13 protein-coding genes and 1 pseudogene are annotated in these 15,265 nt (G+C 56.5%); 8 read left to right on the forward strand and 6 right to left on the reverse strand.

Features of this window, described 5'->3' with window-relative positions:
* Positions 1 to 422 precede the first annotated feature (422 nt).
* Positions 423 to 1,241, forward strand: a complete 819-nt coding sequence (locus P3T42_RS17885) for a DUF5677 domain-containing protein (protein ID WP_074267613.1) — start codon at positions 423 to 425, stop codon at positions 1,239 to 1,241.
* Between the two features lie 70 nt (positions 1,242 to 1,311).
* On the opposite strand, the gene P3T42_RS17890 is transcribed toward P3T42_RS17885, so the two are convergent.
* The 4 genes from P3T42_RS17890 to P3T42_RS17905 all read right to left on the reverse strand — a co-directional run bounded on the left by P3T42_RS17890 (position 1,312) and on the right by P3T42_RS17905 (position 5,158).
* On the reverse strand, positions 1,312 to 2,073 hold the full coding sequence (locus tag P3T42_RS17890; RefSeq protein WP_143787666.1) for a hypothetical protein: 762 nt from the start codon (positions 2,071 to 2,073) through the stop codon (positions 1,312 to 1,314).
* 721 nt (positions 2,074 to 2,794) lie between these two features.
* Complete coding sequence (locus P3T42_RS17895; protein WP_074267616.1) at positions 2,795 to 3,262, reverse strand: DUF6527 family protein; 468 nt, start codon at positions 3,260 to 3,262, stop codon at positions 2,795 to 2,797.
* On the reverse strand, positions 3,259 to 4,446 hold the full coding sequence (locus P3T42_RS17900) for a ThiF family adenylyltransferase (protein WP_074267617.1): 1,188 nt from the start codon (positions 4,444 to 4,446) through the stop codon (positions 3,259 to 3,261). Before P3T42_RS17900 ends, P3T42_RS17895 begins: the two co-directional genes overlap by 4 nt.
* Positions 4,421 to 5,158 carry a multiubiquitin domain-containing protein gene (locus P3T42_RS17905; RefSeq protein WP_074267618.1) on the reverse strand — a complete coding sequence of 246 codons (738 nt, stop codon included), beginning with the start codon at positions 5,156 to 5,158 and terminating at the stop codon, positions 4,421 to 4,423. Before P3T42_RS17905 ends, P3T42_RS17900 begins: the two co-directional genes overlap by 26 nt.
* Before the next feature lie 134 nt (positions 5,159 to 5,292).
* Here P3T42_RS17905 and P3T42_RS17910 point away from each other — a divergent pair, with 134 nt between their 5' ends.
* From P3T42_RS17910 to P3T42_RS17930, 5 genes and pseudogenes are all read left to right on the forward strand, one after another.
* A complete protein-coding gene (locus P3T42_RS17910) occupies positions 5,293 to 5,508 on the forward strand; it encodes a ribbon-helix-helix protein, CopG family (protein WP_074267619.1) in 216 nt (71 codons plus the stop codon).
* Positions 5,505 to 6,128 (forward strand): GNAT family N-acetyltransferase, encoded by a 624-nt coding sequence (locus P3T42_RS17915; RefSeq protein WP_074296331.1) that lies wholly within the window; start codon positions 5,505 to 5,507, stop codon positions 6,126 to 6,128. Before P3T42_RS17910 ends, P3T42_RS17915 begins: the two co-directional genes overlap by 4 nt.
* 2 nt (positions 6,129 to 6,130) lie before the next feature.
* On the forward strand, positions 6,131 to 6,622 hold the full coding sequence (locus tag P3T42_RS17920; RefSeq protein ID WP_074267621.1) for a helix-turn-helix domain-containing protein: 492 nt from the start codon (positions 6,131 to 6,133) through the stop codon (positions 6,620 to 6,622).
* 21 nt (positions 6,623 to 6,643) lie between these two features.
* Positions 6,644 to 7,579 carry an ImmA/IrrE family metallo-endopeptidase gene (locus tag P3T42_RS17925; RefSeq protein ID WP_074267622.1) on the forward strand — a complete coding sequence of 312 codons (936 nt, stop codon included), beginning with the start codon at positions 6,644 to 6,646 and terminating at the stop codon, positions 7,577 to 7,579.
* Between the two features lie 312 nt (positions 7,580 to 7,891).
* Positions 7,892 to 8,143: pseudogene (locus P3T42_RS17930) on the forward strand (transposase domain-containing protein); the annotation flags it as partial.
* Between the two features lie 223 nt (positions 8,144 to 8,366).
* Here the strand turns inward: P3T42_RS17930 and P3T42_RS17935 are convergent.
* Together P3T42_RS17935 and P3T42_RS17940 are read right to left on the reverse strand one after the other, a co-directional pair.
* Positions 8,367 to 9,845, reverse strand: coding sequence for a tyrosine-type recombinase/integrase (locus P3T42_RS17935; protein WP_074267623.1), 1,479 nt, complete (start codon positions 9,843 to 9,845; stop codon positions 8,367 to 8,369).
* Between the two features lie 35 nt (positions 9,846 to 9,880).
* The gene (locus tag P3T42_RS17940; RefSeq protein ID WP_074267624.1) at positions 9,881 to 10,690 is read right to left on the reverse strand and encodes a DNA-binding protein; all 810 of its coding nucleotides are present in this window, start codon (positions 10,688 to 10,690) and stop codon (positions 9,881 to 9,883) included.
* Positions 10,691 to 11,416: 726 nt separating this feature from the next.
* Between P3T42_RS17940 and P3T42_RS17945 the strand changes: the two genes are divergently transcribed.
* Both P3T42_RS17945 and P3T42_RS17950 read left to right on the forward strand, forming a co-directional pair.
* The gene (locus P3T42_RS17945) at positions 11,417 to 14,182 is read left to right on the forward strand and encodes an integrase catalytic domain-containing protein (protein WP_429306797.1); all 2,766 of its coding nucleotides are present in this window, start codon (positions 11,417 to 11,419) and stop codon (positions 14,180 to 14,182) included.
* Positions 14,163 to 15,248 carry an ATP-binding protein gene (locus tag P3T42_RS17950; RefSeq protein WP_074267626.1) on the forward strand — a complete coding sequence of 362 codons (1,086 nt, stop codon included), beginning with the start codon at positions 14,163 to 14,165 and terminating at the stop codon, positions 15,246 to 15,248. Before P3T42_RS17945 ends, P3T42_RS17950 begins: the two co-directional genes overlap by 20 nt.
* Positions 15,249 to 15,265 lie beyond the last annotated feature (17 nt).

Here is a 15,265-nt window from a genome sequence, read left to right on the forward strand (position 1 = left end):
CACTCCAGAACCGTGCAAGTTCAAAGGCCAAGCCGCTTCACCGTTACCGGAAATAGTTACTTCATACTGCTATGAAATTGAAAATGACGATAAACAGCGAGATCCCGCGCGGGCCTTTGGTGGAATCTCGCGTAGGTTGATTGTATCTCAAAAGGTGGCGTGTAGCTACAACGTTGCTACAAAAATCGCGACAAGCCCGGGGCATTTTTCGCGTACGCGAAAAACCGCGATACTCTCCCATACGAGCCAGTTCGGCTTGGCGGCGGCTGGACTGGCCGGAAAAGCCGTCCACCCTACAGGCCATCACGTGCCTCTAGTCTTGCGCAAGCCTCAGCGAAGCAGTACATCCATCGAGCGGGATCAGGCTGCTGCGTAGTTCTAGCTGGCCCCGGCATTGTGTGCGGTGACTGGAGAAAGCCACCATGGCGAGTTTTGATGAAGTCGGGTTCCTGTCTGACGATCTTGAGGGCTGGCAGACGGCTGCGCGTGAACTGTTCGCCGGGCCCTTCGAGTTCGCGGGGCGCGCGAACGAGATGGGAATGCGAATGCGGAAGGCTTTTGATCTGAACGAGCTCCGCGAGGAAGTAAAGTGGGCCATTGCCGGGTTCGTACGGGCGTTGGGAGCGTTCCAGGGGGGCATCCTGATGGCTAGTCGCGGAGCGCTGCCAGAGGCTCGTGCGCTGGCACGCTTGTGCACAGAATCCGTCATCGTAACGGCCGGATTGGCAAAGGTGGAGGGCACGCTCGAACGCCTCCGCGAGGACGATGCAGCGCACGATCTCGGTGTATGTAACCGGGTTCTCGAACTCAACGGAAATGACGCTGGGGACGAACGGCTGGAAATTTTCAGGAGAAGGAAAGCTGAGATTGAAGCGCAGTATGACAGGCCGCGATCACTGAAGCTTGCGACGCTTGCTCATGAGTCAGATCTCACGCTGCTCTACGAACTTTCGTACAGGTTCACATCCGGGAACGGGGCACACGCGACGCTGGGTGCATTTGTTCGCCACATGAGGGAAGGTATCGACGGCGAGCCAGACGCGTACTTCTTCGGGCCCGATACGTCCGACATGGCGTCGACGCTTTTATGTGCCAACGCCGCTGCGATCCACCTGATCAACCTCGCTGTCGACAGCATGGGGCTGGGTGAATTCAACGCCGAACGCGGCGATCTAACTTTGCACTGGAACATTCTCAGGCCGGACCTCGAAGCGGCGAGCGCGGCGGAGGGGTTGGACTGAACTTTGGCAATTACCTATTCATACCGTGCTGTCCGCACGGACAGAGGCGGAATTCACTCCGAAACAGCGTTTATTGTCCATCTAAAGGCGGACGTCGCCAGGTTGCGCATCCGGTGAGTTCCATGAAGTCAGTTTCGGGATAACGGATCACCTGCCTGATGCAGTCAGCTACAATGGGCTGCACGCTTCTGTCTACATGTTTCACCGGTTCATGCGTCCCGTAGCCGCGACTAATCAAATACGTGCGTACGAGCTTCGTGGCAAGGCCGGTACCGGGGGCGAGTGAGGTAACAGGTACGTCGGCCTCGATCACACACGGTGTTCCGATCGCGCAGAGGATCTGAGACGTCACTGGGTCGTCCTCATGGGAGTTATAGAGCGCTTCACCGCCCGAATGACGGAAAAAGCGTCCAATGCCATGTTCGCCAGCGCGATGCGGCGGGAAAAAGCAGAACCACAGCCGTCCTGCGCGATTGCTCTCATCAGCCTGATTGGTCCTTGCGAGGCGGTCACCAATGTCGCCCGGAAGTCGGCCCGATTTGACCAGCGCATTGATGCGACGGCGCAGCATCGTATCGTCGGGCAGTTGCATCCCAGATCCGACGATCTGCGCGATCTCTATATCTGTGAGGCGGGTGCAGTGCCAGCCGGTGATCGAATACGGACGAAGGGCATCACCGACGGCGAGAATCGCTCGGTCATGGTCTGGCGGATTCACTTTCGTTGGGGCGATCTGCGAGTCCAGAAGTAATTCGTGGAGACTGTCCAGAAGGGATATCAGCCGAGCCGGCCACGCATCTGGTCGGTCAATTGGCAGTAGCACTTGGGTCATCAACGCTTCTCCATGTCCGTCGTTACCGATACGCCGGGTAGCCGAACACGTACGGTATGCAACGCCACTATGGAACTCCAAATGTATTGCTGGATGCTGGCAACCGCTGCTCATCGGATACGTGTGAGCCTATACGGGACCAGCCGTCACTCATTGAACGTCGAACACAAGGATGACGCCGTGTGGACCGGGGCCTTTCGGTTTTGCGGCCGGGTCGAGCGGTTGTGCGCCTAACGGCACTAGTTGAGAATGAGAGTCCTCCGTTCTCACGGGCCAAACACGAGGAGCTTTCGCTGGTACGACATAGAGTCCGGCATTCGTACTCACTGTCGGATGTCGCTGGGCGACTTCGATGTCTAGTCCCGCATACTGCTTCTGTAGGCTTTGGAGATGTTCGATGTACTCGGCAAGCTTCATGTTTATTTCCTCGTTGAACTGGGACCAATACGGTCTTGAGAATCTGGGCAGAGCTGGTCTACACGACGACAATTTGAGCCAAGCGTCCGATCGCTGCGACAGCCGCCGCTACCGGATCATGCATCACAAGCTGCGATCGCCATCGCACATGATGCGCAACGTCCGCTGGTTTGGTCAGTAATCCCCGACTGGAAACCAGCGATTCAATGGCCAAGGTCTTCGAGATGACAGGGCAGTTCGTAGTACCGCCCCGCGCGAACTTGAGGCTTAGCGCCTGTGCCGCTCGATCATGTTGTTGTCCCCCTTACCGGAAAACAGAAATCAATCTTTCCCACCAGGTACGCGAGACGGGGACGTCTGCTTCCTGGGTTACGTCATGCAACTGCGGAGCCTGCTCGACCTGTGCTGCGGGCGCTGCCGGATTCGATCGTTCCGCGTAATATCTTCTTGTTGCTTGCCGGTCGCGCTCCCGGCCTTCATCTATGGCCCATTGCGGCATCTCGCTATCCCAGCGGACATGCCCGCCCTTGATCCAGTAATGGGATCTACAGGGATAGCTCCAGTTGCCGATGGATGGCTCAAGGCTGACGTTCTCTCCGTCGTAGCGCATTTGCCATCCAACCGGCGACAGCGGTGTGACTACCTCACGGCCACATCCGCAGGCGCACGCATGAGAGGCAGTGGCGAACTCCATCGACAGATAGAGAACACCCTCGTCGAGCCGATCGGGGATGTACTCGACAAACATTGGTTTGAACCCGCTAACCTTCACGATTCGGGCTCCTCGTTTGTCAACTGGTTCAGATTAACGTTGTAGGTTGAGTCGTACTCGTTGCGGTCATCAACGTAGAACTGGCTAAGACGCTTCCATTTCATGACGGCCAGGGTTGCGTTCAGACAGTTCAGGTCGGTGATCTGTATGTTCGAGCCATATATTTCGTCATCGCGGTCCACCTTGGGGATTCGGGCGGACGCAAGCGCACGGGTCGCGGGCGTGCTGGTGGTGATGCGGCAGGTACCCCAGAGCTGGCTTCCGTCTTCTGTGAGGTTAATCCCCATTCCGACATCAATAAACCGCACAGTTTGCCGTTCGAGTTCCCGAACGATAAGTTGCCGAACCTCACCTTTGTCTACGCAGATGAAGACGAAGTCATAGCCCGACAGCTCCGCGACGTTGGTCTCGCTGATCATGACCTCGTGAGGCACGACACCTTTTCGCATGGCCGAATACACTTCAACCCAGTACGCAACCTTACTGAGCCGGCGATTGAGCATTTCGCGCGATGCAGCGCCAGGCGATCTGAACGCATTGTGTTGCCGATACGGATCTCCATCGTAAAGGTGGATTTCCTTGGCGTGCGTTTTCGCCACCAGGTCAAGTACATACGCACCGGTCCCACCGAGCCCGACTATCGCGATGCGCTGGTGCTTCAGGCGTGCGGCGATCGCTTGGATGCCGGCACGACTCGATGCGGTGTCTTCGTAAAGAAAAACGGACTCATCCTCAGCGGAGTCGACCGTTTTCCATGTCCGCGCGTCCACAGTCGGGTCAAGGGCTCTCGCCTGGTTTGAAATGACGTTGGCGTAGGTCGTTACCTTCTCGTAGTAATTCTCGTACGCGCCGGATTTCGGCTTGTTCGAGAAGTAGTGGTTCGCGACAAGGTTGTCGGCCAACTGGTAGGTTTTCGTTCCGTTCTTGATCTGGACAAGTTCAGATCCGTCAGGGTTGCACGGATGCTCCCCAACGAAATAGATTTGATGCGTGTTGGGGCGATCGAGAACGTCAGGAGACGCCATATTCATTTCCGACACGAGAACCCCAAGGCACACTTCACGCCTCGAATTTACGTACGGTATGGAATGAACAAGCAGGTAGCCTGATCTGATTTCCAGTTCATATCCTTCGTCGCGCAGGCGACGCAGGTCCTGATTAAGAGCGATCAGTCGGAGTGACATAGAACACCATATTTTCTTTGATCTTCACGTGCTGCCCATCGACCATCGAGCCCTCGGGATTCGCGTGCGGACCGCGAGCATAGTTGATCGTATAGATGATGTTCTCGCTCTTCACCGCGTCGGGAAACGCGAGCCTCACGACCTCCCAGTACGACAGGCGACGTCGGAATACCTCCTTGCGCTTGCCATTCACGACGATGGTCAGCCCGGTGTGTCGGGTGATGAAGCGCTCAACACCGGGTGCTGCAAGGTCGGCAAAACAGTCGTCCTCAATCAACGCTTCAGTCCCGTCCGTACCCAGTTGCCACGCATCGTGATCTGACATGTCAACGCCTGCGAGGTGCTTGAGGGTGGCGCCTGAAATCTGCGATGCGCCCCAGTCGAATGCACGCTCATCCAGCAGGAACCGGAAGGTGCGATCACTCCGAAACACGACAAACCTGTCCACAGCGTCCAGGCGCAAATCCAACGCCGAATCAGGGCGGATCTCTTCCGTCACGCCACTTCGCGTAATCCTGAAGAGGAGGTGCTGCTCGACGGGAAATGCCTCGGCCGCTTCGAGGATTGCGTTGCCGGTCACGACCGGCTCAGCAAGAACGACCTTCTTGAAGTCGAATCCTTGCATCCCGATCCGCACATGATAAGGGCCATGGTCGCGGATCGTGCGGCCTGCCGCCAGCGCATCCTGCAGATCTTCAATCGTTATGTTCATTCTGTTCTCCCTGATTCGAGCAACCGGCCACCCGGTAGCTTGATACTGATTATATAGCTAAATTTTAGCTAGTCAATAGCTTTGACATGGCTATTTTTTGGACCTAAAATTGTGGAAACAGTAAGGAGAAAGACATGGCCACATCAAAAAAGACTATGACCCTAAATCTCACCGATGCTGAGATGAGTGCGCTCGAGGAGCTTTGCGAAAAGAAGGATCTGAGCAAAACGGCGGTCCTTCGGCAGGCGCTGCGGCTTTATCAGGCTGTCGAAGTACGGGCTGAGCGAGGCGACAAGTTTTTTTTCGAGGATGAGAAAACCAAGGAAAAGGCAGAAGTTGTGATGCTATGAGCCAATTCCCGGTATACCTAGTTGATGTCGCTTCGGACGCGGCCGTTGAGGCAAGCCTGATCGAGGGCATTTCCGATTCCAACGTTAGCGACTGGGAAGATGCCTGGATGCCCGCGCTCGCGAGAGCGCTTCAGCAGCTAAAGGAGAAGGGTGTCGACAGGCGATTCTGGCCACAGAACCGGCATTGGGACTGGCGCAGAAAAGCTGAGGCCTTCAAAGGCCTGCTTGCGGCTCCATCTTTCAGCATCGTGTGCCAGGGGATGACCCAGGGCCTGATGATTGTCGAAACCCTGGAATCCTGCCGGTTGCCGCATCAGAAGGGCAAGCCGCTCGTTTATATCCAGTACCTCGAAACGGCGCCATGGAATCGCCCTGGCCTCTCCGCTGAACATCCACGTCTGAAAGGCGTGGGAACGCTACTAGTCCGCGCGGCTATCGAGCTTAGCCGTAGTGAAGGATTTGGCGGACGAATTGGACTTCACTCGCTGCCGCAGGCCAACGCTTGGTACGCAAACGTATGCGGTATGTCGGACCTGGGAATTGATTCCGCCAAGGAGAACCTCCGCTATTTTGAGATGACGCCTGAACAGGCGGAGGCGTTCATCGCCAAAGGAGTCTAGTCATGAAATTTGAAGTAACGAAAGAGTGGTGCCTGAAAATGGCGAGGCTTGAGCACGAGAATGGAACAGACGTCGAGATCGGTGCTGGCCTGTTTGCCGCAGACCCATCCACACAGCGTCCGGAGTATGCGATGGAGGAATCCGCCGATCCCAGGATAGCTTTTGGCAGATTTGTCAGACTCATGAGAAGGGGACGACAGCAGACGCTCGAGAAACTCGCGGAAGCTGCCGACATCGACGTCACCGAACTCGTAGAAATTGAGGAAGATTCACACTACAGACCGGAGCCGCGCACTGTCTTCCAGTTGGCAAGCTATTTCGCGATTCCCAGTTCGAAGTTGATGCAGTTGGCCGGTCTATCGCAACAGCGCGATAGCCATCTTGCCAATGAAGCAATACGGTTCGCGGCTCGATCCGAGAAGGTCACTGACCTGAATGAAACCGAGCGCTCCGCCCTGGAGGCGTTCGTCGCGGTACTCAGCGAGCAGAAGTAAACATAACTGCATGAGGCAACTATGGCCAGGAATCTGATTCTTTCTGCCAGGACTTCAAATGACATCGACAGTCGAGTTGAACGGGTGCTCCGGGGCCTCGGCAACCCTGAGCCTCCGTTGCGGCTTGAAGATGTTCGTGAGCTCCTCAAGTTAGATCTGGCTTTCTACACCTCGGACGATCCTGGTCTGGCTCGGGAAGCCATCAGCCGAATCCGCGTCGCGGCCGTGCAGGTATACCGCCGGCCCGCGCTGATTCTCGATGCAGTGAAGAAATTTTCTCTGAAAGCACTTTACCTGCCTGATCGTAAGCGGATCATGCTAGACAGTGCGGTACCACTGCTCAAGCACCGATGGAATGAAGCTCACGAAATTGGCCACAGTCTCATTCCCTGGCATCAGGACATGATGCATGGCGATAACGAGAACACGGTCTCGAGAGACTGCGCCGAACAGATTGAAACCGAGGCTAATTTCGCGGCCGGTCGGCTACTTTTCCTTCGGGACCGGTTTGTGAACGAAGCCCGCTCCTCGCCGGCGTGTCTTCAATCAATAATCGATCTCAAAAATACGTATGGGAATACGCTTTCAACGACCCTCTATCGCTTCGTCGAGAGCGTCGGACAGGAAACTCCCGTAGTGGGCCTCATGACCTGCCACCCGCATGTGGATCGTCGCCCGATCAATTTTGATCCAGCAAGTCCATGCCGCCATCTGATTCAGTCGCACGCTTTTCACGCAAGATTTTCCAGAATCACTGAAGTGGAGCTGTTCAACGCAGTGAGCAGCTATTGCGGACGACAGAAGGGCGGCCTGCTTGGCGAACGAGAGCTCATCTTGACGGATGACAATGGAGATTCGCACCGGTTTTTCTTCGAGACATTTTTCAATCGCTACGACGCTTTGACGTTGGGCGTCTATCTCGGCGCGGAAGCACTTATGGTTCCTGTGAGCGCGTGACCCTCATTGAACGCGGGCAATCCGTGCCGAACACCGTTTCGATTGTCGGAATGAACTCTGACTCGGCAGCGGAACTCTCAGGCAAGGAGAAGCCAATTTCAACGTAGGGACTAGCGGCTGACAGTTCGGCATTCGCTGCTTGAAAGGCGAAGCACATCAGAAATTCACAGTCGTGCGCTCACGCTGCCACACCGAAGTCGATTCCCAAAAGCTGCCATTTGTCGTCCTCCGTGAGAAGGGGTAACAGAAGTCGACGTGCCTGCGCATCGAAGTAGTCAGGACTCTGAACGATCTTTATCGCCTTCTCGACGCCTAGACAACAATTGGGTCGAAAACCAGATCCGCCCATGGGCTATCGGAAGGGCCAACTGGTTGTTCGCCGGCTCGCTACGAGCAGGCCAACGTGCTGCCGCCATCATGAGCCTGATACGCTCGGCCCAACTCAACGGCCACGACCCGCACGCCTATCTGAAGGACATCCTCACGCGGCTGCCGACCCACAAGGCCAGCGACATCTCGGCATTGCTGCCGCATCGCTGGCGTCCGCCTGTGATAGTCAATTAGCGCAATCCGTCAAGGCGGGTTTGCTGCGCGCTTACGTAGGAAACACGCGCCAGCGCCTCGTTCAATTGCGGATAACTCCGCGGCAGTCGGTGCACGCTGCATCGATTCTGGATGGCCGACTGTCACATGAGGTGGGGCGCACAGCGTGCGGGCCGAGTAGAGGTGTCGCGAAGAATACTTGCACAGTGAAAGTGCCCCACTTGCTGGTCGCGCCACGGGAGGATCACGACGCTGGCACGTCGCCGAAGCTTTCCGACACAAATTTACGCAGCTGCGACTGATCGGTAAGGGCATATGCTGCCGTGGTTTGCACGGATGAGTGACCGGCGAGCGCTTGCGCCACGGGCAGTGGCACCTGATGGCTCACAACAAGGTGATGCACGTACGAGTGTCGCAGCCAGTGGGTTGACGCGGCCATGAGGGCGAACCGTCCGGCGATGTCGTTGGCTGGAAGCTGGCCTGCGATCTCCTCGAAAGCCAGCTTCACCTCGCGATATAGTCCGCTTCGTCCCAGCCCGTGTCCTCGTGTGGTGTGGATGAGAGGCATGTCTTCGATCGGAGACGGAGCGGGCGGTAGTCCCCGCGACTCGCGGTAACGCATGATGCAGCTGACACATTGAGCAGGAAGGGGAATGCGTCTCACGCGTTGACCTTTCCCCTTCACCTCGAGTGTCCATCCTGTCCGGTCTGTATGAAGCAGTGGATAGCCGTCTTCCCACGCAAGCTCGGCCAGTCTGACACCTGTATAACGGTAGAGGCCAAGGATGGTTGCCTGGCGGTTCCGTTTTGCGTTGGCCGGCGGGGCGCTAAGCCACGCGCTAATCCATGCATCGCACGCTTCAGTGGCACTGTCTGGCAGAAAGCGCTTCGGCTCGAACGTGGGTCGTTCGCCCTTGGTACTCCCGAGTTCCAGTGCGGGGTTCACCGTTATATAGCCCGTTTTCGCCCAGTACTGGTAAAGACTTTTAACGACCGCCATGGCGCGCGCGCAGCTTGCTGCTCCAAGCGGGTGGGCGGTAGCGTGAGCTGAAATATGAGGCAGCGTATCACGGAATGCGATCAAGTGTTCGCGGGTGAGACCTGATAACGGTCCGAGATCGGCACACTGGCACCACGCGATCAGCCGTTTCAGCTCTGTCACGTACGCGCGCCGGGTATGCAAAGACCGGCCGGTACGGTCAACGAGGAATGCACGGAGTGCCGTCGCGTCGTTCGTCGAGCTCAGGGTATTTGTGCTGGGGTCCGCGTTGAAGAACCTGCCCGTTCTCGCCAACCACCTTTCATCATGGGAGGAACCGGTTATAGCAACTGCATGGCCGTCGCCCTTCGGGATCGGGTGATTGTCTGCTGAACGTTTCGTTGCATCCGGGTGCGTCAGGCGAAACCGGACGGTGAGGGTGCGTAACAGCTGTTCCAGCACCTGTCCCGAGGTGGGCGCCTGCTCGCTTGTCATCACCACGATGGTGCCAGCGTGCCAGAACTGCACGGCTTCGAGCGAATCGAGCAGCAGATTGAACACTGCCGGCTGGGCACTCTTCGCGGCGGTCATCGACGGATAACGACGTGCCAGCGTTGCCGGTGTCCATCGTTCATAGACAGGGACACCCAGCGCCGCGGACACATACTCGATCGCGTCGTCGATTCGGTCTGGCAGTCGCCGCGGCGGTGCGACCATCGCGTCGATCCACGCGGAAGGCATCATGATGCAACCTTTCAAACAGTGAACGGGCGGCCTGACTACCGGACCGGGGAATCCGCATCGCGCTGGCCCGCGAGTTCGCTCCTGAGTTTTTGCCGGTCGGCCTGGAGTTCCTCAATGATTTGCTTCTGGCTTTCAATCACTTGCGATGCTCTCGTCAACCCTCCTTCGAGGGCTGCCTTTTCAGACACCATCCCCTGCCGCAGCGTGTCGGTCTCAAGCCTGAGTTGCCTGCCGAGGCCGTCAAATTGCAGTCGGAGTGCATCAACGCGCTCCTGGTAAGCGCGGTGTGCCTCATCGCGCTGGGACTTCATCTCATCGAGCCGATCCGCCATAGTCCGTGCATTGCGATTTGCTGCTTCCAGCTGCGTCTCGGTTTCCGCGAGTCGGGCACGCAGTTCGCCAACCGTTTCGTCACGGGTGGAAAGATCCTGACGCAGATCATCCAGTTCCACCTTCAGCAGATCCACCCTCGCGCGGGCATTGTCGCGCTCGGTCTCGGCGTTCTCCACGGATTCGGCCGCCGCCTGCTGGATTTTAAGTATCTCGTGGGTCTGCGCATCCAGTGCCGCAGTCCATAACCCTCGCATCAGGTCAGAGACGTGTGGCGGAATGTCCGGCACGCGCAGGTGCGCCCGGCCCGCTGCGACGAGTTCAACTTCAATCTCGTTTATCGTCCGCCCTAACGCTGTGGTGTCACCGCCCCCGAGCCTCGCCCTGACTCGTCGGACCGAGACGTGACGGCGGAACTCTTCCGTTGACGCAGGCGCGGGTTGACCAGCTTCGGCCAGCAAAGCGATTACGGTCGCACGAACGGCTTCGGGGGAATTGGACGGAGCGCGGCTCATAAAACTGATTATGGCCCGAAAACGGATTTTAATGTGATTCGCGGTTATTCCAATACATACAGGACGTACTGATTGGGATAAATGTCCGGGATAGAGCGCTGGAGAAATGATAACTTTAATTATCACGCGAAACAGAGTGGCATTATTGCGCTCACCGTCCCGGCATGACGCGCCAACCGTCCATTTTTTTTGCCGTGTATTTATTTGTGCCGTTAACTAAATAACAACGGCAACCGGTATGGGGAAAGACGGATGTTCGCAATCGAACATGGCGGTTGCGCGTATCAGCAATTGAAAAAAAATACCACAGACGATGTTTCCGATACAAACAGTATTCCGTCAGACTGCTCTGAAAACCGTTGTAGGACATATATCGACATTTCGGCTTTCCCATAAAAACCCGATTTTGTGCCGAAAAAGCTCTTACGTGCCCGTGTTATCCAGCCAGCCGTGCACGGCCTGGAAACAGCCGCCCACCACGTGCCCACACCGCAGGTCATGCCTCGATTCCCGGGCAGGCAAGCTATGCTTGTCCCTGACAGTGGGCGCGCGATTGGGGTGCTCCGGCTTCCGATCGTTGGAATATGGCGCATGAGCTGCTATTTCAGGACGTGTCAGGTGTGTAACTGATGGCGAACGCAAAAGCGTTGGTCAGGATCCACCGTATCCCGCCGCCGTCAATCAGAAGTGTGTTGCAATCATGATGCATGGATTACAGGTGCCAGAATGTTCGGTCAACTGGAACTAGCTGAGTATCTCGCAAGCCATCCGATGCCGGCTACCACGCGCGAACTGGTGGAGAAGATCCGGCGCAATCAGTCAGACTTCAATCCGTTCAATCATCAGGGTACACGAACGGTCGTGACGATTCGTTCCGCAAAAATGCAGCAGGGCGTCACCGTACAGAGCCGGACGCTACACGCCAGTGCGGCCATGTGGTGTGAATTTGACGAAAAAATTCAGGAATACTATGCAAATGTGCATTCATTCACTGCAATTACTCAACGGGAAGATGGGAGCGTCGCAAACAAGTCGCAGCACTGGTTCGATTTTCTGATACTTGGGGACGGTGCGCCCCGCTTCGAGGACTGGAAAGAGGAGACGGTCCTATTCCAGATGCAAAAGAAAGAAGACGATCGATGGAAAAAGGTGGGCCGCTTCTGGCGTGATGAATGCGATCGCTGGCATGACCGCGCATGCGAGCAATATTGCGGGTCGCTTGGAATTGCGCATCAACTGCGGACGAACCGAGAGATTCCACGACGGTTTCTCGAGAATATTCGATATCTGCGGGATTTTTACGATCCAAGGACACCGGTTCTCTCCTCGGATACGGCAGAGCGGCTAAGGCAATGCGTACAGAACGGTCCGGTCAGTTACGATGACATGATGAAGCGTGAGGGATTCCAAGCGGATGTTCTGCTGTCGGCGATCGTCCAGGGTGTGCTGTTCGTTGATCTGAATACCGACAGTATTGGTAATCCCGCCGATCTGCTGATGCACCGCGATGCTGACCTTGCCGAGGCCGATCGGCTCATTCGCCGGGGCGACTTCATGTGCGAGCCGTTGCCCCTTCCCGGCCTTGCAGCGTGCCCAATCGGCACCCGACTGCAATATGGAGGAGAGGCGTGGACTGTTATCTTGGGTTCGACAGGACCGGACGCGGAGGTGCTTCTTACTTCAGGCGCGGGAGGGAGAATGAGCCTCCCCACCGAGACAGCAAGGCAATTGCTGGCCGAGCGCGCAACCGATGAAGAGCGCGTTGCTTTGCTTAACAGCGAGAAACGGCGCGCCATCGCTTCCTTAAGCAGGACGGAGCTCAAGGATGGAATAAAGAAATATAAGGCAGTAATCTTGGACGACGGGGCAGACCAGTATTCCGATGCGACTCTGGGCAGGTCCAGGCAGGCAATACGCGACTGCACCTTCGTACAGGATGTCCTGCTCGAGCTCGCACCGCATCACGCAGAAAAAGGTAACCGGTTACCCCGGCTTCCACCACTGGTCGAGTTGCTTGCGAAGACGACGATTGAGACCGTTCATAACGCGGCATCGGCCGGCAATGCAAAGAAGACTTACGACACCTACTGCGAGGAATGCATTAAACAGGGTGTCGTGCCCATGTCTTATCCAACATTGTGCCAACGGGTCAAGGCATACGAGGACCCGAATGCCCGGTTCGGCAAACGTGTTGCCTACCGGGACGGGCAGATTCCTCTGATCCTGGACGCGCGCGAGCCGGTGGATGGCGTAGCGCCCCACGAAGTCTGCTACATCGACCACACCGAGCCTAATCTCTTCACGAAGGGTCCTGAGGGACAGGACTGGGGAAAGCTCTGGCTCTCTGCGGCAGTGGACGGTAACGTAACCTGTGCACGCGCATTTTATCTCTCATATCGTCCACCATCCGCGCTGTCGGTGCTCATGACACTCCGGGACTATGTGCGTCGGTGGAGGCGCCTGCCGCGGATTGTGGTCTTTGACGGTGGCGCCGACATGCGCTCGCACGCGGTTGAACAGTTCTGCAAGATCCATAACATTGATGTGCGATATCGGGCAGGCGGTCGACCGCGTGGCGGCAAAGACGTTGAGCGGCTATTCGGTCTGACCGAGGAAGAACTGCTATCCGGTCTGGAAGGCTGTTCGATCCAGTTGAAGGAGGCTCGCACCGTAACCAAGTCAGTCGATCCTACGCGCCGCGCTGTCTGGACGTTCCCTCAGCTTTACCGCGCGATGGAATCCTTTCTTTTCGACTTCAGATACCGTCGGCACGTTCATCCGGGGCTGGGTATGACGCAGTGTGACTACGAGCAGGCCAGGCTCGAACAGACAGGCCGGCGGGACCATATACGGGTCGAATTTGACGAGAATCTGCTTCTGCTCACGGCGCCTTCGCCACCACGCAGCGAACACAAGGTTCACGCGCAACGGGGTGTGTGGGAGAGCGGCATGTTTTATTGGCATGCGGAATTTGCAAAGGTCGGCGGGAAGCCGTGTCCGGTCCGATACGAGCCGTGGCTGGCGAACGTCATCTATGTCTATGTTGGTCATTGCTGGGTGACGGCCCTCGCGCGTGACCTCGAGCCCTACTGGGGTCGAACGCGCTACGAAGTGGAGTACGCCAAGCGGATGGAGCGAAATTTCAACCGCCTTGCTGCAGAACGTGACCGCCATACGACATCGCGGGCCGTGCGTCTTGGGCAGGTAAGAACGCCTATAAGTTTTGACGAGACCACTGCAAAGAAACAGAAGAGCGAATTGGAGCTTTATAAGGCGCTTGGAATGGGAACTGCAAGAGCCATTGATCTTGGCATGGTACCTCGTCAGGAACCAGCTTGCAGTTCAGCCTCTGGGCCCGATTCCTCGGAGGTGGACATGGCGCCCGATGCGGCGATCGCGCGAGCTGGTGGAGAAGCGGCTGCCGAACTTGCCGCGCTGTCTGATCCGACCTCTTCCGCATGGAGCGAGCCAGATGAAGCTGGACTTCTCTAAGACAATACACAGGATTACGTACGAAGAGAGGCTGATGTATAGCAGGCTGACTCGTGAGCAGGTCCTCGCGCTTCCCGATGCGCAGAAAGTTCGCTACTTTTATTCGCTGAGAGTAAAGCATCTTCTTCGTGACGGTGCGGAAGCTAAGCTAACGGATCTGTTGGGGCCGTGCACCGATACCGGAATAATTACACTTTTCGGGCCAACCGGAGGGGGCAAGACAGCGCTGGCCGAGACAGTTGGTTCCCGGATGAACTCGACTGAAGCCGGTCATCGGCCATATATTTATGTGAGAGCGCCCGCTTTTGGAGCCGCAAAAGTATCCTGGGGTGGTTTTTTCAGAAAAATCCTGGAGGCAGGTCAGGAACCGATGATTGACGCGAAGCGCTCATGGGGCGTGCGGGACAATCGTCTGATCGGCTCGAGTAGTCGGGCTGACCTCCCGGCTTTGCAAAATGCGGTATGCCAGATGCTGAAAAACCGTGACACACGGCTACTCGTCGTTGACGAAATTCTCCATATCCTGCGATATGGTGATCACGATAAAGCCTTGGACTCGGTGAAAGACCTGTCGGACGCCGTTTCAACCCAGATTCTGTTGATCGGGCCTTATGATCTGTTCGGCATGGTGACAAACTATGACCAGGTGGTGCGGCGAGGCGAAATGGTTTATCTCGGCCGGTACAGGAATGATCGACCGGATAAAGTTCGGAACAAAAGCGATGTGGATGAGTACAAAAATATTATAAGAAAACTGATGGAACGCTGGCCACTGGAGCTGGTGCCGCGATTTGAACTGGTAGCAAGCGACTTGTTGACGGCGACGTTAGGTATCGTCGGATTGCTGAAGGAATTTTTGACGCGATGTCTGATTTGCCAGATAGAGAACTCGGGAAGGTGGAAGGAAGGCTTCATACCCGTTGCGCTCAAGAAGAAGCACTCTATCGAAAAGATCCGGAAAGCAGTCGAGGCCGGTGAAGCCATGTTGATAAGAGAAAATTTCGATGAGTCAACCATTGATCTGGATCGCGTTGCGGAGATGGAAAAGCTCGTGGCGGGAAGGTGAAGTGAACGCAGATACGA

The organism is Paraburkholderia sp. GAS38 (assembly GCF_050434965.1).
Taxonomy (GTDB): Bacteria; Pseudomonadota; Gammaproteobacteria; order Burkholderiales; family Burkholderiaceae; genus Paraburkholderia; species Paraburkholderia phenazinium_A.

What these genes read in the sequence shown, in the direction of transcription:
- P3T42_RS17885 (WP_074267613.1), top strand. Translation starts at nt 423, where the DNA reads ATGGCGAGTTTTGATGAAGTCGGGTTCCTGTCTGACGATCTTGAGGGC.
- P3T42_RS17890 (WP_143787666.1), bottom strand. Translation starts at nt 2,073, where the DNA reads ATGACCCAAGTGCTACTGCCAATTGACCGACCAGATGCGTGGCCGGCT.
- P3T42_RS17900 (WP_074267617.1), bottom strand. Translation starts at nt 4,446, where the DNA reads ATGTCACTCCGACTGATCGCTCTTAATCAGGACCTGCGTCGCCTGCGC.
- P3T42_RS17905 (WP_074267618.1), bottom strand. Translation starts at nt 5,158, where the DNA reads ATGAACATAACGATTGAAGATCTGCAGGATGCGCTGGCGGCAGGCCGC.
- P3T42_RS17910 (WP_074267619.1), top strand. Translation starts at nt 5,293, where the DNA reads ATGGCCACATCAAAAAAGACTATGACCCTAAATCTCACCGATGCTGAG.
- P3T42_RS17915 (WP_074296331.1), top strand. Translation starts at nt 5,505, where the DNA reads ATGAGCCAATTCCCGGTATACCTAGTTGATGTCGCTTCGGACGCGGCC.
- P3T42_RS17920 (WP_074267621.1), top strand. Translation starts at nt 6,131, where the DNA reads ATGAAATTTGAAGTAACGAAAGAGTGGTGCCTGAAAATGGCGAGGCTT.
- P3T42_RS17925 (WP_074267622.1), top strand. Translation starts at nt 6,644, where the DNA reads ATGGCCAGGAATCTGATTCTTTCTGCCAGGACTTCAAATGACATCGAC.
- P3T42_RS17935 (WP_074267623.1), bottom strand. Translation starts at nt 9,845, where the DNA reads ATGATGCCTTCCGCGTGGATCGACGCGATGGTCGCACCGCCGCGGCGA.
- P3T42_RS17940 (WP_074267624.1), bottom strand. Translation starts at nt 10,690, where the DNA reads ATGAGCCGCGCTCCGTCCAATTCCCCCGAAGCCGTTCGTGCGACCGTA.
- P3T42_RS17945 (WP_429306797.1), top strand. Translation starts at nt 11,417, where the DNA reads ATGTTCGGTCAACTGGAACTAGCTGAGTATCTCGCAAGCCATCCGATG.
- P3T42_RS17950 (WP_074267626.1), top strand. Translation starts at nt 14,163, where the DNA reads ATGAAGCTGGACTTCTCTAAGACAATACACAGGATTACGTACGAAGAG.